Here is a 17,577-nt window from a genome sequence, read left to right as displayed (position 1 = left end):
CAGCGCTTGATCTCAAGCGCGATGCTGCCCGTACTATTAAACCGTGTCAGTGCGATAAATAATTGATGCGTACCTGGCCATCGTCATTGCACAGCATAACTTCCACGGATTCAGTCAAAATATCAGCGTAACTGTACGAAACCCGCTTAAACGCGTGCTGTTCCTGATCCAGTTTAACAATGAAAACCGATGGGTAGATTTCTTCCAATACCCCCGTGCGTTCGATGGTTTTGCGTCGTCCACCGTTGGCGCGGAGCATGATTTTGGAGCCGACATGCGGTTCCAGGCTTCGTTTGATCTCTAGAAGAGCGTTTTTAGCCATGATCCACTACCACCTCTTTCCCTGTAAATTATATCTAAAATCAGGGGAGGTGTCAAATGAGTAGAATATTATATCAACGATGCTGATTTCATGTCAACGGTCATTTTCCTTATGGATCTAGGGTTTTTCTAAAGTTATCTTCATTTTCGTCACACAATGTTCACATTTTGTTCCGGATTCACCGCTTTTAAATTCGGGACTCCTATCCGATAACGCCCCATCGTTTCGATTCCCCCAACGCCCTGCCTTCCGCTAATCGTATGAGCTATGACGTCGGCAATGTTGATCGTATCCCTGAAAGGGGTGAAAGCAGCGCGAACGGCCACGTACACAGGGTCGAGCGCATGGATCATAATTCGGCCTGGAGAGCTTGCGAAATTCGCTCCCGCCTGAAGCAATGCTTCGAAGTGGGATTGACAGGCTCCCGCGATGACCACCAGCGAATCGCGATTACGCTCGTAGTCTCTAGCCACATTTACCGCTTGCACGAAATTCAATGAATTTTTGTAGCTGCTGAGCTGCTGCAGATCCTCTCGTTGCTTGAGAACGCCGTCATGTCCGGTAATCACGACAATATCCGGATGCAGTTGAGGAAGCGTTCGTAATAGAACCTGAGGCATCTGCGACTCGTGGCAATGTATTCCTTCTGCAGGCACCTTTAATTGGTTATATACCTGCATGCTCTTCCTCAAATAGTTGGCATCTCCGTCTAAGTGGAGAACTTTGCCTGGCACCTCGAAGAAGGGCTGCCTGCGGTCATCTAGAGCCGTAGAGAACCCTACCCGCGCGGCTTGCCGATTACGTTCCTCGTTCATGCGGCGCAATGATTCGTTCGCCTGCACGCGCGCTTGGCGCGTCCCACCTAGCTCGTCCGGATTTCGCACCGTTTGGAGATCTTCAATCGGCGCGTCGGCAAGCAAGCGATAATCCATTCCCCTGAGTACGGCTTGATGCGCGGCGAATGCAGCGACCCGGAACAATACGTCTCCACCATAGGATTTGCGAACGACTAGATCCCCCTGCTTCATGGGCAAATCACCTCTTCGTCTATCCTATGGTGCGAATGAACTTCGGGTGCGCGTCCCCGAACTTTAAACGAGCATCCCGCTTCGGATTAACGCTTCGCATACTCGCGCGAATTCTTGGAGAGATAATGTCTCCGCGCGGCGCTCCGGATTAATATCGCACGCTAATAACAATTCCGTCAGCTCGCCTTTACGGTCTTTGCCGGACAACGCCGCGAGGTTATTTGCTAGCGTCTTGCGACGCTGCGCGAATGAAGTCTGAACGACATGGAAGAACTTCGCTTCGTCGGACACGATCACGGCGGGCTCCGCACGACGTTTCAGCTTAATGACCGCGGATTCCACGTTAGGCGCAGGAATGAACGCTTTACCAGGCACGATACACACGAGCTCAGGCTCGCAGTAGTATTGCACGGCAATGCTTAAGCTTCCGAAATCCTTCCCGCCGGGCTTAGCCGCCATTCTCTGGGCGACTTCCTTCTGCACCATAACAACGATATTCTCCAGCGGCAGTCTTTCTTCCAGCAGCTTCATGATGATCGGAGTCGTGACGTAGTAAGGAAGATTGGCCACTACGCTTACGCCCGCGAGTCCCGCGAACTGCTCTTTCCATAACTGCTGAAGATCGGTCTTTAGAATATCGCTATGGACAACGTTAACGTTCCCGTACGGAGATAGTACATCTTCTAGTATCGGAATAAGGCGCCTGTCGATTTCGACCGACGCTACTTTACCCGCCGCCTTCGCCAGCCGTTCCGTGAGCGATCCGATCCCAGGACCGACTTCCAACGCTCCACGCGTCTCATCCAGGCCTGCGGCGGCAATAATCTGATCCAATACATCCGAGTTGATTAGGAAGTTCTGCCCCAAGCTCTTCTTGAAGGTAAAGCCATGCTTGCGAATAATATCGCGCGTGCGGCTGGAGGTGGCAATCTCCTTCAGCATGTCGTTGGAACTCGTACCCGACGAACCGCTCGTTTTTGCCGCTGCGCCCTCCGGCTTGGACGACTTAAAGTATTGGTAAGGCTTCGTATGGGGACCGTACTTCTTTTCCCCGCCGTTCTTAGTACCGCGGTTAGTACCTCCGCTTTTGGCTCCGCCGTTCTTATCTGTCGTTTTCTTCATGTTCGTCTATAACCCTTCCCGCTCCAGCTGTTCCAACGCGGCTAGAAACTCAACTCGCGTAATCCGGAACATGAGACACCTTTTGTAAAATTGTTTGCCGTTCGCGTACCCGATTCCTAGAAGCTCTCCCATGCGTTCTCTGCGGCTTGCAGCTGACGCCTGCACGATAAGCCCTGCATCGAGCAGATCGCTCCAATCTATCTCTCCAAGCTCTCCGGAATCGCCCTCAGGGCTTCGCACAGCTTCCAATGCTCTGCGTATCGCCTCATCGGACGCATGCTCGACTCCGATTCCTTTGCGGCTTCTTGCCTCGCTCTTCGTAAGGAAAGCATGTTTGCAGCCCGGCACGCGTTCCGTAACGATCTTACGGATGCGCTCCCCAGGGGCATCCGGATCTGTCAGAACGATGACTCCGCGACGTTCATAAGCCAACTCGATGCGCCTAAGCACGTCCTCTCCGATCGCGGACCCGCCCGTCTCGATCGTATCGGCTCCGACAGCCCTATGGACAGCCGTTGTATCGTCCTTCCCCTCAACGACAATCATTTCTCGAATCATAACATTTCATTCCGCCTTTACACAGCCATTCCTACAAGCCTATACGAGATTCAGGAAGACGGCAAGTACATCGAACGCAATCCCCTATGGCCGTATTTAAAACAAAAGCCGGGAAGCGGCTTTTCAGCCTCTCCCCGACTAATCTTGCTATTCAAACGCATGCAGCTTCTCGGATTAATCCAATGATGGCTTTTTCGGTCCGATTACGTATACCTTATAGCCGCGTTTTAACCCGAACTTGTTCGCACGCGATTCGCTATCGTAATAAACATCGATCTTCTTGCCTTTGACGGCGCTGCCTGTATCTTCGGCTCTTCTGAATCCAATGCCGTCGATGTAGACCCACCAGCCAATGGGGATCACTTTCGGATCCACCGCAATCGTGCGGCCTTCTTGAACGACTGTGCCCGACGCTGTAACTCCATAACCGTAATCTCCTTCGGACTTACCCGTTGAAGCAAATCCGGCCGAGTAAGCGGTCAGCGTTACATTGTGAAGCATGCGTTTAACTTTTACGCTTTGTCCGTTTAACTTCACGACTTGCGCTTCTGATGCGGATGGCGGACCGTTATACGTTAACGTAGCCACTTCCGCTTTCTTCATTGTTCCAATTGCAACGACTTGCTGTACGGCAGGCTGAGCGACGGTTTTCTCGATCATTTCCTGACTAACCAGCTTGCCATCCTCGTACACCCGCTCGGTCTTGAATACGACAAGGCCATTCTTCCCTGCGGTCACGATTTTTTGTTTGCCGGTTTCCAGCTTGTCATTGTCCTGCTTCACAACCTTGTAAGCGATCGGGTACTTGGTCTCTGTGACTTCTTTATGTACCCTGACGACCGCCACTGTCATTCCCTCTTTCAAGGGGCTGTTCATCGCCGGAACTACCCGGTCATGATCCGACAGCTTAATAGCTAACGTGCTTATGACTCCCCCAACCGTATCTTCGGTCGTATAGGCAACTTGCTGTTTGCCGTCCGCTTTAACCGTTACTCCTACTGCCCGATCAATGACGAGCTGGCTACCCTCTTTAAGAGAATCGGTAGGCAATAACGAAAGGCGGTCGTGCGGTCCAACTTCGATGTCCTGCTCTTCGAGCAAATTAAGTACGTTCGAAGATTTGGTTTTGAGAACGGATGCGATTCCGTTATCGATAATCGTGATGCTCTTAGTCGCTGCTCTCTGTAACAGCGATACGAACATGATGGTGATGGCAAAAACGAGAATTGCGCCTAGTAGAGCTGCGCGCAAATGCTCATGCTTCCATCGCAGTGCGAAAAGCTTGCCGGTCGGTCGTGGAACATGGGTTTCCTCAGTAGGAATACTGCCCATATCTCGCTCCTCCTTCATAGCCCCGCCGTCGACTGTGATGCATGATACTTGTCAGACGCGACTAATCCAAAATGGTTATCGACACTCTATTATCAGCCAGTCTCTCACATTCTGGCCGTAATGATTAAGTGCCGCCTTGTCCAGTTCGTTGTACCCTTTTGCAAGGTGTACAAGCTCTCACGGCTCTTTTTTTCAACACAAAAAGCCATCGAGACAGAGGACCTGTTCGTGGCTTCCGCATGTAGTAGAATTAAAGGGAATTATCGCGGCACGAGGTTGACCTCTCTCTATCACGCTTGCGGGGTTAGCTGTCGGGTTCGGGCGAAAGAGAGTTGCCCTATTTGCTCCTGTTAGGCCGAGTTACTCAGATAGAGCCGCGTCCATAACACTTGCATAATTCACCCCAAGATTGCTCGGACCGCTTTGGACGTTTGTACACATAAACGTCGTTGCGTTGGGTCCCCCACTCTCCCACTCGGGAGATTAAGCGCACTGGAAAAGGAATGTCATATTCGAACTTCTGTTGATGATAATAACCTCTACTCACCAACGGTGTAAAGATGATGCATCGGACGAATTTCCCCATTTTTACGGAAATAGACGATTTCTTAAGGATTATTCTAAGCAAATGCTAGTTTTTTCTTCAAAGCAGGCTGTTTTACTCCCATATTATCCGTTTATCTCGTTATGCCCAAACAACGTTGAGCATTTTCGCTTGTAATACGTGACATTTCTGCCAATGAAATTCCTTTTATTTCCGCTGCCGTCTCGGCGACAAGACGAACAAAAGCCGATTCATTTCGTTGTCCTCGATGAGGGTGCGGAGCTAAATAAGGAGCATCCGTTTCGAGCAATATTCGGTCTAATGGAACCCGCTCCAGAACCTCTTTAGGAACTCTTGCGTTTTTGAACGTAACCGGTCCTCCGAAGCTAATATAGAAGTTCATATCGAGGCATTTTTTCGCCGTTTCGGGACTGCCGGAGAAGCAATGCATGATTCCGCCCACTTCCTCCGCTTTCTCTTCTTTAAGAATCCTCACTACATCTTCATGAGCATCACGGTTATGAATCACGATCGGCTTGTTCAAACGTCTGGCCAGTCGGATTTGTTCACGAAATACAATATGCTGTATTTCCTTCGGTGAGGTATCCCAGTAGTAATCGAGGCCGATTTCTCCGATGGCCACGACTTTGGGATGGTTGCATAACTGCTCAATCCAGGCGAGATCTTCTTCCAGCTTCATCTCTATCGCATCTGTAGGGTGCCAACCTACGACAGCGTATATAAAGGGGTACTTTTCAGCTAATGCCATCGTCGTTGGAATCGTTTCTCGGTTAAAGCCAATATTGACGATCGTGTCGATCCCTGCCTCAAGAGCGCGGGATATAACCGCTTCGCGATCGGCGTCGAATTTGGGAGAATCCAGGTGGGCGTGTGTGTCAATAAGCATGTCGGAAAATGTCTCCCTTCTATAGTAAATATAAATCGCTTTCTTCTATTATATAGATAGTTTTTTGCGCGTCTCGGATCGGAGCTTGTGGACGTGTGGAAGTACCTTATCCTCCGGATAATAAATGTAGTATTTCCCGCGATGCAGACCGGCTATTGACTGTATAATATCCGATTTGACGGAGATCTCCGTCAATTGCTCCTGCTCATCCAATAATAGGATCGGAGGCTTCTCCTTAGCATCGGGCAACGTCCCCGGTTTATATACATCATATGGCGAATCCATAGGGGTATCGACCTCAAGATGATACTCCGGGTTGAGCCCGATTTGTTGCCATTCCTGTCGAACTTCCTCAAGCCAGCTTTGGTCCTCCGGATTTAATGGAACGTATTTATAGAGCTGTCGATTCAGGAATCGTCGACACAAATCCGACAACAGCTCATCCCGTTCTTCCGACCATTGTCCGAAGGTTGTTTGTACCATCGCTTCGTCGAGTTTTATGTATTGTTCAAGGGCAATATTGCCGGCTAACAACGCACGGATTGGCGGCAGCATAAAGGCAAATTCATATCCTGTACGGTACAGCTCGCTTGCTCTGCGAAAAATTTGCCGTAGAATGATCTCCGAGCTTCGGGTAACCGGATGAAAGTAAATTTGCCAATACATCTGGTAACGGGACATGAGGTAATCTTCGACGGCGTGCATTCCGCTGTCTTTCACCACGATCTTTCCTTGATAAGGACGCAATACGCGTAGGATACGGTCCAAATCGAATGTACCGTAATTCACTCCCGTAAAATAAGCATCCCGAAGCAAATAATCCATCCGATCCGCGTCAAGCTGGCTCGATACCAAGCTCACGACAATTGGTTTCTCGTATTTCTTGCGGATGACCGCGGCCACTCGAGCAGGAAATTGCGGATCAACCTCGCGTAGGACGCGATTGACTCCGGTATCCCCCAGAATAATCTCGCAGGTCCACTGTTCATGGTCGGTATCGAAAATTTGTTCCAAAGAATGAGAAAACGGACCATGTCCGACATCATGCAACAAAGAAGCACATAGACTGACTAATTTTTCCTCTTGCGGCCAATCCGAGTATCCATTACGCTCAAACTGAGAGATTATTTTCCTTGTAATTTCATATACACCCAAGGAATGGGAAAAACGACTGTGCTCCGCTCCATGAAAAGTGAGATAGGAGGTGCCTAACTGGCGAATTCTTCTAAGTCGCTGAAATTCAGGCGTATTAATGAGTTTCCAGATAGTCAGGTCCTGTACGTATATAGAATGATGCACGGGATCCTTAAAAACCTTCTCCTCTAGCAATTTCTTGAGCATGGACTCCACCTCATTATTTGTCAGTTTTCGACAATATACCAAATACATCAGCGTTTTATGTCGAATGATGTCGAATTTCGCCTTCCTTTTATTCCGAGCTTTGAGACATGTATCTTAGTTCTTCAAATCGCCTTATTTAATAGTATTCTCAGGAAATTCTCAGCAATAAAAGGCCTTCAACACTAGCAATTCAGGTTGACTTTTTTGGGAAAGGTTGGTACGATAGAAAACGGAAAACAGAGAACTTTGTCGAATGCTGGCGAACACGGACAAGCTCAACTTGAAAGGGTCCGTTTGTTTTTATTTTAACCTTATGAGAGGGGTATTACCAAATGATGAAATCTACAGGTATCGTACGGAAAGTTGATGAATTGGGACGGGTGGTTATTCCGATCGAATTGCGCCGTACATTAGGTATCGGCGAGAAAGACGCTCTTGAGATTTACGTAGACGGAGAGCGCATCATGCTTAAGAAATACGAGCCTGCTTGTATCTTCTGCGGAAATGCAGAGAACGTTACTTACTTCAAGGGAAAAATTGTTTGCAGAGAATGTTTGAAGGATTTGCCTTCACCTGTGACAAATTAGAGAAAATAGTTTATAATAAAAACTGTATTCTAATAATTGTTAATTCCAACCTTTTTAATACTCCTTGCGCCCCTCCCGAGATGATGTCGGGAGGCTTTTTTTTGCGCTTATTCCATTATTCGTCGCTTTCTCCCAGAAGTGCTTGATAGACATCGCGCCTGGATAGGCCACGGTCCGTTGCGGCCGACTTCATCGCTTCCTTACGGTTTAGTTGTCGAGACTCATAGTGAGCTACGTGCTCGGCTAAAGTTAATGGCGACCACCATTGCCCTATACCCGCTTCTCCTGCCGTCATTCCCTCTTCGTTCGAACTTGTTCCTTCTATTATAATGCAGCACTCTCCAAGCGGAGGAACTTGTTCGATCTGCCCCAAGCACGCAGTTACCGTTCCGCGGATAACTTCCTCATGCCGCTTCGTCAGTTCCCGTACGATGGCCATCTTACGCTTACTCCATCGTTCTTCGATCACAGTTAACGTTTTCTTCAATCTATGAGGCGATTCGTAGAACAGCAATGTCCCGGTTTCTCCGGCCAGGCTATCCAGTACCTTGTTCAAACCTTTGCGGTCGCGCGGGGGAAACCCGACGAACAAGAATCGATCGGTGGGAAGTCCGGAGATGATGAGCCCCGACAACGCGGCGTTAGCTCCCGGGATCGGAACGACTGGAATGCCTTCGGCTACCGCGTCCCGCACAAGATCGGCTCCCGGATCGGAGATGGCAGGTATACCGGCATCGCTCACCAATGCGATATGCTGGCCCTCTAGCAGCATCCGAATGAGCTCAGGCCCGCTTGCGTCCCGATTGTGCTCATGATAGCTAACTAACCTGTTCTGGATTTCATAATGCGTAAGCAGCTTTCGAGTCTGCCTTGTATCTTCTGCGGCAATTAACTGTACTTCCTTAAGAGTTCGAATGGCACGGAAGGTCATATCTTCCAAGTTGCCAATCGGGGTGGCAACCAAATACAAAGTTCCGGGAACCTCCCGGGCAGCGAAGCTCTTCTGAACGGTTGCTTTCTCCATGTTTACCCCTTTGTCATTGCTTTCATTACTCACTTACTTCCCTCCTCCCTTTCATTCGTTGTCCTAGTTAGCGGCGCTCTCCCGTTCTGTCGTTTGAAATCGGGCAATTCGGCAGCTTGGCCATAAAATACTGCGAGCAATTCGGGGGTATATTCCCCGTCTTCCTCATATACGATCAGCGGCGGCAACAGCCTTACCTCTGGCTTGCCGTCTCGTGTTCCTTCTATTAATATCATGTTCGCTTCCGCTTCTTTACGGGGATGAACGAACCTTATCCTCTTCGGCTCCAGACGATATCGGCGCATGAGATCGATAATATCGACCATTCGGCTCGGACGATGCACCATGGCAACGCGTCCGCCGATTCGTACGGATCTGGCGCAGGCGGCGATCACATCCTCCAGCTTGCAGCCGATCTCATGGCGCGCCATCGCTTGATGGTGATTCTCCTTGTAATCGCCACTTTGCAGAGGAAGGTATGGAGGATTAACCGTAATGGCGTCATAAAGCTCGCCATTCGGTTTCCATTCGCGCAAATCCCCCTCCACGATATTGATTTTATCGGTTAATCCGTTCAGAGCCACGCTTCGTCTCGCCATATCCGCCAAACGAGGCTGAATCTCCACGCCGTCAATCGTTGCATCGGTTCTAGTCGTAAGCAACATAGGGATTACGCCGTTACCCGTGCATAGATCGAGAATGCGCCCTTTCGGGGGCACTCCGGCAAACCTCGCCAGTAATACGGCATCCAGCGAGAAGCTGAATACTTCTGAGCTTTGGATAATTTGTAAGTTATGAGTAAGAAGATCGTCAAGCCGTTCTCCCGCTTGCAAAGACGGTTCGACTTCTTTCATCGGATTCGGTTCCATTCCATCATGCACCTTCCAACAAAATAATGGTTCACGCCACTTAGCTTACTTGATTCCTTGGCCTATCGCAATGTTTGGAGCATATAGCAGGAAAACTAAAGAAAAAGCAACGCGCCTCGAGAGGTACGTTGCTTTTAATCGTAATGGCTATTTGCTTAAGAAAGATAAACAGAACAAGCAGTCGCCTTCCATTCGCAAATGACCATAGTACACATTGCAAATATGAAAGCCTTCATGATACAACCGGGCTAAATTATCATAACCCTCGCCGACGCCCATGACGACTGACGGCTTGTCTCCCTTGATGGCAGCCGGTTCTTCCGCCACTTCTTGGGTCATTGCTGCGGGTTCTGTTTCCCGCTTCAGTACTTTTCTTAACTGCTGATTTTCGATTCTAAGTCGTTGGTTCTCTTCCAACAACTCTTTAATCTTCAGCTTGAGATCCCCGAAGTCGGCATGTACGTCTCCTAAATGCGATTCGAGCTCTTCCACGCGAAGGAAAATGTCTTTCATGAACAACGATCCACCTCAAGGCACGATTATGTCGATTGGAGTGAGACTGATGCAAAGTGATGATTCACCATGTCCAGTCGTCACGAATTATTTCAAGACGACATCGTCAAATGGCAACTCTTTCACCTTACCCAGGTCGAACAACTGAACGTGTACGCTACGGCTGCCAATGTTAATCCCGACGACCTTACCTTCGCCCATGGAAGTCACAACCGTACGGCCAACCGCAGGTAATTCTTCTTTGGCACTTTCATAGTTGTCATGCTCGTATTTCAAACAACACATTAAGCGACCGCACAAGCCTGATATTTTCGTTGGATTAAGCGATAAATTCTGATCCTTCGCCATCTTAATGGAGACCGGTTCGAAATCGCCTAACCAAGAAGAACAACAAAGCACGCGCCCGCACGGCCCGATACCACCGAGCATCTTAGCTTCATCGCGCACGCCGATCTGCCGCAATTCGATGCGGGTCCGGAATACACCGGCCAAATCCTTCACCAATTCCCGGAAATCGACGCGTCCTTCAGCTGTAAAATAGAAGATGATTTTGTTCCGGTCAAACGTGTATTCCACGTCCACGAGCTTCATCTTAAGCGCGTGATCCTTGATTTTCTGCAGTCCAACGGTAAACGCGTTCTTAGCTGCACTGCGGTTTTCCTCGACCGCCTTCGCGTCGGGATCTCCCGCTACCCGAATGACTTTCTTCAGAGGAAGAACGACATCCGCTTCTCCTACCGTCTTCGGGCCAACGACGACTTTGCCGTATTCTACGCCACGCGCCGTCTCCACGATGACATGCTGATCTTTGGACACCGGATGCTCGGCGGGATCGAAATAATAGATTTTGCCCGCCTTCTTGAAGCGGACTCCCACCACATCGTACAAATCTATCCCTCCCGCACGTTCACCAGAAATTGCTCAAGCGCCAATTGAGGCGCCACATGAGCCTTTATTCGTCTTGCCGCCGTCAGCGCGGACTCCATAACCGCAACCCAGGATTGGACAGATCGGCTCCATGCCGTCTTCGAGATCCATTCCGATTGGTCCGGAAATACCATCTGGCTCTGACGGTCGGTCATTGCGTAGATCATATCTCTATACCACAAAGCTAACAACTGTAGCAAAGTTTCCACATGTTCCGAGAGATCCGTTTTAAATACCTGCGCTTGTGCTTGAAGCAGACTCGCAGTGAACCGGGTTGGATTCTCCTTGCCTAATTGTATCACTACGTTTCGGATCTCTGCAAACCAATTCTCTTCTACTAATTTTCTGCTAGCATTCAAGCCGGATGCAAGATTCACCGCCGCGCGTGCCAGAAGCGGAGATTTACCCTCTTGTACGAGTACCTTTTCCAACGCTTCCCGGTCTCCCGGCACGAATGCGATCAGTTGCGTACGCGATAATATCGTAGGCAATACCGCTTGGGCACTGGGTGCTAACAGGATAGCCACAACGGGAGATGGAGGCTCTTCCAGAAACTTAAGCAAGCTATTGCTCGCTTGAACGGTCATCGTCTCCGCGCCTTCAATGATATAGACCTTATAACCCGCTCCCACGCTGCGATAGGCTAACTCCCTCTGAAGCGTACGAATCTGCTCGATCTTTACCGTTGCCCCATCCGGAGTAATGACATGGAGATCGGGATGGTTGCCATGCATCACCTTACGGCATTCCAGACATTCGCCGCAAGCATCGTTCCCGCCTCTTTCGCAGAACAGGGCTTGGGCAAATACATTTGCCATTTCCCGACGACCTGAACCGGCCGGTCCCGCGAACAAGTAAGCGTGCGCGATTTTACGGGAAGCCAGCGCATTCTGCAGAAGGGCTTTTGCCCTTTCTTGCCCCGATAGGTGTTGAAATCCCATGATGATGCTCCTTACGTCGAACTTAAAATACGATATTGATTAGTATTCCACGAATTTCGCCGACCTTCTGAAGAAGATCTATTCTGCCTTCTTCGCTCTGCAGTAGCTCTTCGCCCATAGCAACGAGCATCGAGTCGACCTCTTCCAACAATTTATATCTTTTGCCGCGACCTCTCCGGTCCCAGCCTTTGGTCTCCTTCAAAGCAATTCCCCGACGAACCGTGTCCTCTAAGAATGCTTTAACCATCTGCCGATACAGAACCAATTCCCGCACGGTCATGGAACGGGTCAACCGCTCGCCTTGCATCCGGATATCCTCCAGCTTCCGCTGAAGCTCTTCGTGCGTTCGCTGCTCTTCCTGCTGCTGCATCATATCGCCGAAGTTCTGAGTCTGCGTTGGCCTAGCCGTCATCTCGCCCCGCTGTACTGTCTTGTTAACGGGGTAGAAGCCTGTCTGAATCTTCATCCACAATCACCGCCCGGCCACATTAGAAGTGTTCAAACCGCTCAACCGGAAGCACGAACACGGCCGCTCCGCCAACCTGCACTTCGACAGGAAAAGGGATGTAAGAATCCGCGGCACCACTAACAGGCGATACCGGGGTAACCAGCTGATCCCGCACTTTGCAATTCGCTCGAATAACGTCGAGCGCGCTTTGAATTCGGTCGTCCTCGATTCCGATCAGGAAAGTCGTATTTCCTGCGCGCAAGAACCCGCCAGTACTAGCCAGCTTAGTTGCCCGGAACCCTTCCTTAATTAGTGCGTTGGATAAACGGTTGCTATCCTTATCTTGAATGACAGCTATCAGTAATTTCATCGTTCAGGCCTCCTCTAAGTTCTTAAATAGGGGTCTGTAGCTTCTTATATATAAATTGGACACTTATACGCTAAAATCCTCTTTTTTGATCATTGTTCGCTCAGTAACTTGCTTACATGCTCCCAAGCCTGGTCGGCGATTTCATCCGGATTGCCCGAAGCATCCAGCATTCGGATTCTGTCCGGAAACCTTTTTAAGACCTCCATATAACCTTCCCTAACTTTCGTATGGAAAGACAAGTTTTCCAAATCGAGTCGGTTCACCTCGCGATGGGCATTCGCCTCGATACGGGACAGTCCTAATTCCGGATCAATATCGAGATACAGCGTCAGGTGGGGCATGCAATCTTCCGTTGCAAACCGGTTGATCTCCCAAACCTTATCGATTCCCAGTCCTCGCGCATGACCTTGATAAGCAAGACTGCTATCGACGAAACGATCGCAAATAATGATGTTTTCCCTGCTCAATGCCGGCATCACAACTTCGACGAGATGTTGTCGACGAGCCGCTGCGTATAGTAAGGCTTCGGTCTTCGCTTCCATTTTCGTGTTCTTCGTATCCAGTATCACCTTACGGATTGATTCCGCGATCGGAACTCCTCCCGGTTCCCGGGTACTGAGCGTTTTTCGTTTCGTTTCCACATAAATTCTTTCCGACAATCTGGAGATAAGCGTCGTCTTCCCCGCGCCTTCTCCGCCTTCTATTGTAATGAACAGTCCGCCCGACACCTGGCTTACCCCTTTCAACTAACCCCTATGTCCGATTTCTTCGCTCAACGAGACGAACGAGTCCGTAGACCGCTCCCGTTATTACGCTTATTACCATCATATCAAAGCAGACATTAAACATAAACAAATGCTTGCCGAGATCCGCCTCTCCATCGCCTATTAAAGGTACAACGCAAGAAAAGACGCCCGCCAAAGCAATAACCGCTAATGTTTCTGCTACTAGCCTTAGCCTTCTGGATCGGTTTCGCCACCACAAGACGCCTAGCGCTACATAGTACGCGAAGATGAGGCCAATGTACACTCCCGCGCTGTTCGGCATTTGTTTGTCCTTCCATTGGCTCCATGCGCTGAACGAATAGGAAATCTCCTTAGGCCGTTTATCTGCCGATTGATCGTAATTGCCCAGGTAATAAGGCCGGATATACATGGCATTCTCGGCCGCCCTATCCAGCTTCTGCATAAACCTGGAAGGGTGACGCAAATAATACATCGCAATATCTTTATGGCTCAGTTGCTCCAGCACTTCCTGTCGCAAGATAGGGTCCTTCTGCGGAATCGCCGTATCCTTCTGAAAATAATTCGTTCCCGCAAGCACAGCGTATTTTTCCGGTATACCCAGTTCTTTCATATCTCTTGCCACGTTCGGCGAATCCTTCAATACTCCGTAGAAGATGGATTGATAGAGGTTCGTATTCTTAAGCCTATCCGGCGCAACGAGGATCATCAACGCGGAACCGAATAGGAGTATGGCCACTCCCGCCCACACTTGTTTTCTCCATTTGATATCGACCCTTAACCCGCTCATTCTCCAAGTTAGCAACGCGAATACAAACCCTAACGGCGCATTCTGAATTTTCGAGGTGGCCACCGCTAATGCAGCTACTATGAATAAGGCTAGCAGTTTCCCTGTAGGTCTAGGAGAAGAAGCTAATGCAATCGCTGAAGCCACCATCAGCAACGTAGCGATCAGTGCGAACGGCTCACCGAAGAACGATTGGAAATAGGCTAAGTACCCGATATCGCCAAATACGAACAACAAGCTAAGGGATAATGCTAACGTAACGATTAATGTATTTCTTTTGTTGCCGGCCTCTGGCGCGTTCCTTACAAGCAAAGTCAGCGCCCAGACGAAAAATACCGAATAGGTTAATCCAAGAATTCGAATATCGAACACTTCGCTATTCACGATTCTCCCGATCCACCCTGCAATCGCGACTAGAATAACATGCGTGGACACATATCCGCCTAGTTGATATCCGCCGTATCCGTACTTTTGGTGCGCGTAATTAAAATATAACTGCTCGTACGATTGATGAGGGTCCAGCACCGCCAATCCGGTTACGCCTAACACGCGTCCGAAATCACCGCTGTCCGCCATCCCGATCACAGGAGGAATCATTAAGAGCCCTATTATTAGAAGACTCGCTGTGATACCCATTACCCACGCTACGATTATTCGAATCTCCCGATTGGAATCCTGTTTTATTTTCGTTCACCTCTATTACGTCAACTTAATTCCTTCCTTACTTCGATGTTTTGCAATTCAGGATCATGAGCGCCTTGAATTTGTGCTCCCTCGTGCTTCCAGAGCTTTAATTGGTTCACGATATTTTCCGTGATGATCTCGCCGGGATAGAGTACGGGTATACCTGGAGGATATGGAATTATCCATTCCGCTGCCGTTAAACCCACGCAACGATCAATGGGTACAGAATGCGAAGGGAACCCTTCTCGCCCGAATAATACAGGTTCAATTACAGCGCTTGAATCCGTGTTGGAATCTATAGGAGATTGATAAGTTCTCGGTAGGGCCTTAGTAACTCCATTGTTCTTGTTCGTATGTTCTGCATTATCGATACCGTTACCGCTATCGGCGGCAGTGATGTCCAGCAACGCTTCCCTCAAGCACATGCCATCGTCCAACGTGGAACCCGTCCCGAAAGCCATGACGACATACCTGGCATCCGCCATCTCCGCTATACAGTTTCTCCGCAGCAACTCGTCTCTAAGCGTAAATCCGCTTAATCTTTCCGTCTCATCGAACAGAACGAGTTTTAACGGATCGTAAGAGATCCCTGAGCTTGCATATTCACCATAACCCAATGCTCTGAATGACGTAACCCCGATTCCTTCTACCGCCTGCGACACAGCATCCAGTGCCGTATTAAAGGCATGTTCGCCTTGAGTATGGAGCTGCATACGTGCTAAATCCAATGACGCCATGATCGGAAATGATGGGCTCGAGCTCTGCACCATCGTTAAAGTATGCCGTATCGCCGATCTACGGATACGCTCCCCTTGCATATGAAGCATCGCCCCCATCGTCATCGAAGAGAGCATCTTATGCGTCGACTGAATGACGACGTCTGCACCCGATTGCAACGCTGAGTCCGGAAAACGCGAATGAAACCCGAAATGCGCTCCATGCGCTTCGTCTACGAGTACGGGAATTCCTTGTTCGTGAACAAGTTTAACAAGCGGCTTCAGATCAGGACTCATTCCATAATAATTAGGCGCAGAGAGGATGACTGCTTTCGCATCGGGATTGCGTTCAAGTGTCGACTGCAGTAGCTTGTTTCCCGGTACCGTCGCCAATCCCGAAGCTTCGTCGATATCCGGGGGCAACAGCACCGCTCGGACTCCGGCTAGCATTAAACCATGAATAATCGATTTATGTACGTTTCTCTGCACAATGACCAGATCTCCTGGTTGGCATACTCCTATGATCATCGCAAGATTACCGGCTGTACTCCCGCCCACTAGAAATCTTGTCTCATCCGTACCGTAACATTGAGCCGCGAGCTCCTGAGCGTCTGCTAGCGGTCCTTCCGGGTGATGCAAATCATCCGTGTCCGACAGCTCCGTCACATCAAGGGCTAAGAGATGGCTGAAATAGGAAGCCGCGAGCGTATCCCCCCATGCTGCGCGTTGCTTATGTCCCGGCACATGGAATGCATGAGCCTTCAGCCTGTCATGAGCGACTAGCGCCTCGTAAAGCGGCGCTCTTTCACTTCCATGCGACAACCTAACTCCTCCTACATTTCTAATATTCCATCATTATAGACAAATAAAAAAAAAGGAACAACGATCGGTCGTTGTTCCTCTCTAACCCTGTTAAGTTCATTAATGTTCTATTAAGCATGAAACCGCACGAATAGCTGCCTTAATTGTTTCACGAAAAAGGAATATTTGTCATCCTCCGCGTTCGTATTAACCATCTCAGCTTCGCATGACGTACAGATGAATTCCGTTACAACAGTAATGCCTTCTTCCCTGGCCTCGCCGCAAACGATGCAGGTTTTTCGTTCGTTGTCTTCCATGAACATCCCTGCCCTTCCCTATTGTTGCATCTATTATGTCCGAATTCTATGAAAATATACACATTCATAGTAAGAAATCTATACTAAACATAACAATAAGAACAATAACATCCGATAGTAATGAACAGAATACGTTTTTAGTTCAAGGAGGACAGAATTAAGATGGGCGAACCATCGATCATGCGAGATGCCACCTTCTACCATTATAGGCTCATTCGTAAAATAGGACTACGTCCCGAGAGTAAGTATAGTTACATGTCTACGGCGTTGCTCGTTCTAACCGCGCTTTATTTTATCTACGGTTGGATCGGTTTGATCTATTCGGCCGTCGGCGCCATCGTCATGCTCCTCGTCCATGCTCTAGTGTTGCGAATAACCATTCGCCGCGTGGACCAACTGTCAGAGAAAAGATGGACGTTCCGAAGGGATTGGCCTTGGATCGGACCGCTTCCGATTATGGATACTCAGCTTTCGCTGTTCCGCCGGCTGCATTTCCACCTGTTCCTCGTCGGGTGCTGCGTTGCAGGCCTATTCTACCCATGGGCGCATTCCTCGCTCGTCATTGCGATGGCTTACTGGCACCTATGGCTACTTACTCCTCGCATTAAGCTGTTATTGTCGCTTCGGCGCGAGCGCGGCGACGGAGTGATTCGACTGGAATCCAAGGAAGTCTCTTATTATCACCAGTAACGCAAA

Annotated in this window: 20 protein-coding genes and 1 riboswitch; of the genes, 2 read left to right on the top strand and 18 right to left on the bottom strand. The window is 49.3% G+C overall.

Translation table 11 applies throughout. From position 1 onward, the window contains the following. Window positions 1-46: 46 nt before the first annotated feature. The 7 genes from veg to L3D05_RS24280 form a co-directional block, all read right to left on the bottom strand. Window positions 47-322 (bottom strand): biofilm formation stimulator Veg, encoded by a 276-nt coding sequence (gene veg / locus L3D05_RS24310; RefSeq protein WP_115995944.1) that lies wholly within the window; start codon window positions 320-322, stop codon window positions 47-49. Between the two features lie 149 nt (window positions 323-471). Continuing rightward, entirely contained in the window at window positions 472-1,350 is an 879-nt protein-coding gene (gene yabG / locus L3D05_RS24305) for a sporulation peptidase YabG (RefSeq protein ID WP_239618970.1), read from the bottom strand. A 63-nt stretch (window positions 1,351-1,413) separates the two neighbouring features. Beyond that, window positions 1,414-2,292 carry a 16S rRNA (adenine(1518)-N(6)/adenine(1519)-N(6))-dimethyltransferase RsmA gene (gene rsmA / locus L3D05_RS24300; protein ID WP_305037464.1) on the bottom strand — a complete coding sequence of 293 codons (879 nt, stop codon included), beginning with the start codon at window positions 2,290-2,292 and terminating at the stop codon, window positions 1,414-1,416. 186 nt (window positions 2,293-2,478) lie between these two features. Beyond that, window positions 2,479-3,030, bottom strand: a complete 552-nt coding sequence (rnmV, locus tag L3D05_RS24295) for a ribonuclease M5 (RefSeq protein ID WP_239618969.1) — start codon at window positions 3,028-3,030, stop codon at window positions 2,479-2,481. Between the two features lie 174 nt (window positions 3,031-3,204). After that, window positions 3,205-4,362: a resuscitation-promoting factor gene (locus L3D05_RS24290; RefSeq protein WP_239618968.1), complete on the bottom strand. Its 1,158-nt coding sequence runs from the start codon at window positions 4,360-4,362 to the stop codon at window positions 3,205-3,207. Window positions 4,363-4,640: 278 nt separating this feature from the next. Beyond that, window positions 4,641-4,862: riboswitch (cyclic di-AMP (ydaO/yuaA leader) on the bottom strand. A 177-nt stretch (window positions 4,863-5,039) separates the two neighbouring features. Continuing rightward, window positions 5,040-5,813, bottom strand: a complete 774-nt coding sequence (locus L3D05_RS24285; protein ID WP_239618967.1) for a TatD family hydrolase — start codon at window positions 5,811-5,813, stop codon at window positions 5,040-5,042. A gap of 48 nt (window positions 5,814-5,861) precedes the next feature. Continuing rightward, window positions 5,862-7,154: an HD domain-containing protein gene (locus L3D05_RS24280; RefSeq protein WP_239618966.1), complete on the bottom strand. Its 1,293-nt coding sequence runs from the start codon at window positions 7,152-7,154 to the stop codon at window positions 5,862-5,864. 332 nt (window positions 7,155-7,486) lie between these two features. On the opposite strand from L3D05_RS24280, the gene L3D05_RS24275 reads away from it, so the two are divergent. After that, window positions 7,487-7,741: an AbrB/MazE/SpoVT family DNA-binding domain-containing protein gene (locus L3D05_RS24275; RefSeq protein WP_027086730.1), complete on the top strand. Its 255-nt coding sequence runs from the start codon at window positions 7,487-7,489 to the stop codon at window positions 7,739-7,741. A 115-nt stretch (window positions 7,742-7,856) separates the two neighbouring features. Here the strand turns inward: L3D05_RS24275 and rsmI are convergent, their stop codons facing one another. From rsmI to L3D05_RS24220, 11 genes are all read right to left on the bottom strand, one after another. Beyond that, complete coding sequence (gene rsmI / locus L3D05_RS24270) at window positions 7,857-8,765, bottom strand: 16S rRNA (cytidine(1402)-2'-O)-methyltransferase (protein ID WP_239619026.1); 909 nt, start codon at window positions 8,763-8,765, stop codon at window positions 7,857-7,859. A 29-nt stretch (window positions 8,766-8,794) separates the two neighbouring features. Further along, the gene (locus tag L3D05_RS24265) at window positions 8,795-9,634 is read right to left on the bottom strand and encodes a tRNA1(Val) (adenine(37)-N6)-methyltransferase (protein WP_239618965.1); all 840 of its coding nucleotides are present in this window, start codon (window positions 9,632-9,634) and stop codon (window positions 8,795-8,797) included. Between the two features lie 147 nt (window positions 9,635-9,781). Beyond that, entirely contained in the window at window positions 9,782-10,147 is a 366-nt protein-coding gene (gene yabA, locus L3D05_RS24260) for a DNA replication initiation control protein YabA (protein WP_439647980.1), read from the bottom strand. 87 nt (window positions 10,148-10,234) lie between these two features. Beyond that, window positions 10,235-11,035: a PSP1 domain-containing protein gene (locus L3D05_RS24255; RefSeq protein ID WP_239618963.1), complete on the bottom strand. Its 801-nt coding sequence runs from the start codon at window positions 11,033-11,035 to the stop codon at window positions 10,235-10,237. A gap of 2 nt (window positions 11,036-11,037) precedes the next feature. Further along, window positions 11,038-12,015 (bottom strand): DNA polymerase III subunit delta', encoded by a 978-nt coding sequence (gene holB, locus L3D05_RS24250; RefSeq protein ID WP_239618962.1) that lies wholly within the window; start codon window positions 12,013-12,015, stop codon window positions 11,038-11,040. A 22-nt stretch (window positions 12,016-12,037) separates the two neighbouring features. Then, window positions 12,038-12,481, bottom strand: a complete 444-nt coding sequence (locus tag L3D05_RS24245) for a YaaR family protein (RefSeq protein WP_239618961.1) — start codon at window positions 12,479-12,481, stop codon at window positions 12,038-12,040. Window positions 12,482-12,503: 22 nt separating this feature from the next. Beyond that, window positions 12,504-12,833, bottom strand: a complete 330-nt coding sequence (gene darA, locus L3D05_RS24240; protein WP_115995932.1) for a cyclic di-AMP receptor DarA — start codon at window positions 12,831-12,833, stop codon at window positions 12,504-12,506. Window positions 12,834-12,922: 89 nt separating this feature from the next. Then, window positions 12,923-13,561: a dTMP kinase gene (gene tmk / locus L3D05_RS24235; protein WP_239618960.1), complete on the bottom strand. Its 639-nt coding sequence runs from the start codon at window positions 13,559-13,561 to the stop codon at window positions 12,923-12,925. A 25-nt stretch (window positions 13,562-13,586) separates the two neighbouring features. After that, window positions 13,587-14,999, bottom strand: coding sequence for a glycan biosynthesis hexose transferase WsfD (wsfD, locus tag L3D05_RS24230; RefSeq protein WP_439647979.1), 1,413 nt, complete (start codon window positions 14,997-14,999; stop codon window positions 13,587-13,589). Between the two features lie 68 nt (window positions 15,000-15,067). Then, on the bottom strand, window positions 15,068-16,585 hold the full coding sequence (locus tag L3D05_RS24225; RefSeq protein WP_239618958.1) for an aminotransferase class I/II-fold pyridoxal phosphate-dependent enzyme: 1,518 nt from the start codon (window positions 16,583-16,585) through the stop codon (window positions 15,068-15,070). A gap of 110 nt (window positions 16,586-16,695) precedes the next feature. Next, window positions 16,696-16,887 (bottom strand): sigma factor G inhibitor Gin, encoded by a 192-nt coding sequence (locus L3D05_RS24220; protein ID WP_369418010.1) that lies wholly within the window; start codon window positions 16,885-16,887, stop codon window positions 16,696-16,698. A 156-nt stretch (window positions 16,888-17,043) separates the two neighbouring features. Between L3D05_RS24220 and L3D05_RS24215 the strand changes: the two genes are divergently transcribed. Continuing rightward, window positions 17,044-17,571 carry a transposase gene (locus tag L3D05_RS24215; RefSeq protein ID WP_239618957.1) on the top strand — a complete coding sequence of 176 codons (528 nt, stop codon included), beginning with the start codon at window positions 17,044-17,046 and terminating at the stop codon, window positions 17,569-17,571. The last annotated feature ends 6 nt before the right edge of the window (window positions 17,572-17,577 follow it).

Source organism: Cohnella mopanensis, assembly GCF_022352055.1.
Taxonomy (GTDB): Bacteria; Bacillota; Bacilli; order Paenibacillales; family Paenibacillaceae; genus Cohnella; species Cohnella mopanensis.
This window is presented reverse-complemented; position numbering and strand designations above follow the sequence as displayed.

Bases quoted from the DNA above. Each gene is read 5' to 3' on its own strand.
- veg (WP_115995944.1), bottom strand. From the start codon at position 322: ATGGCTAAAAACGCTCTTCTAGAGATCAAACGAAGCCTGGAACCGCAT.
- yabG (WP_239618970.1), bottom strand. From the start codon at position 1,350: ATGAAGCAGGGGGATCTAGTCGTTCGCAAATCCTATGGTGGAGACGTA.
- rsmA (WP_305037464.1), bottom strand. From the start codon at position 2,292: ATGCTGAAGGAGATTGCCACCTCCAGCCGCACGCGCGATATTATTCGC.
- rnmV (WP_239618969.1), bottom strand. From the start codon at position 3,030: ATGATTCGAGAAATGATTGTCGTTGAGGGGAAGGACGATACAACGGCT.
- L3D05_RS24290 (WP_239618968.1), bottom strand. From the start codon at position 4,362: ATGGGCAGTATTCCTACTGAGGAAACCCATGTTCCACGACCGACCGGC.
- L3D05_RS24285 (WP_239618967.1), bottom strand. From the start codon at position 5,813: ATGCTTATTGACACACACGCCCACCTGGATTCTCCCAAATTCGACGCC.
- L3D05_RS24280 (WP_239618966.1), bottom strand. From the start codon at position 7,154: ATGCTCAAGAAATTGCTAGAGGAGAAGGTTTTTAAGGATCCCGTGCAT.
- L3D05_RS24275 (WP_027086730.1), top strand. From the start codon at position 7,487: ATGATGAAATCTACAGGTATCGTACGGAAAGTTGATGAATTGGGACGG.
- rsmI (WP_239619026.1), bottom strand. From the start codon at position 8,765: ATGGAGAAAGCAACCGTTCAGAAGAGCTTCGCTGCCCGGGAGGTTCCC.
- L3D05_RS24265 (WP_239618965.1), bottom strand. From the start codon at position 9,634: ATGGAACCGAATCCGATGAAAGAAGTCGAACCGTCTTTGCAAGCGGGA.
- yabA (WP_439647980.1), bottom strand. From the start codon at position 10,147: ATGAAAGACATTTTCCTTCGCGTGGAAGAGCTCGAATCGCATTTAGGA.
- holB (WP_239618962.1), bottom strand. From the start codon at position 12,015: ATGGGATTTCAACACCTATCGGGGCAAGAAAGGGCAAAAGCCCTTCTG.
- L3D05_RS24245 (WP_239618961.1), bottom strand. From the start codon at position 12,481: ATGAAGATTCAGACAGGCTTCTACCCCGTTAACAAGACAGTACAGCGG.
- darA (WP_115995932.1), bottom strand. From the start codon at position 12,833: ATGAAATTACTGATAGCTGTCATTCAAGATAAGGATAGCAACCGTTTA.
- wsfD (WP_439647979.1), bottom strand. From the start codon at position 14,999: ATGGGTATCACAGCGAGTCTTCTAATAATAGGGCTCTTAATGATTCCT.
- L3D05_RS24220 (WP_369418010.1), bottom strand. From the start codon at position 16,887: ATGTTCATGGAAGACAACGAACGAAAAACCTGCATCGTTTGCGGCGAG.
- L3D05_RS24215 (WP_239618957.1), top strand. From the start codon at position 17,044: ATGGGCGAACCATCGATCATGCGAGATGCCACCTTCTACCATTATAGG.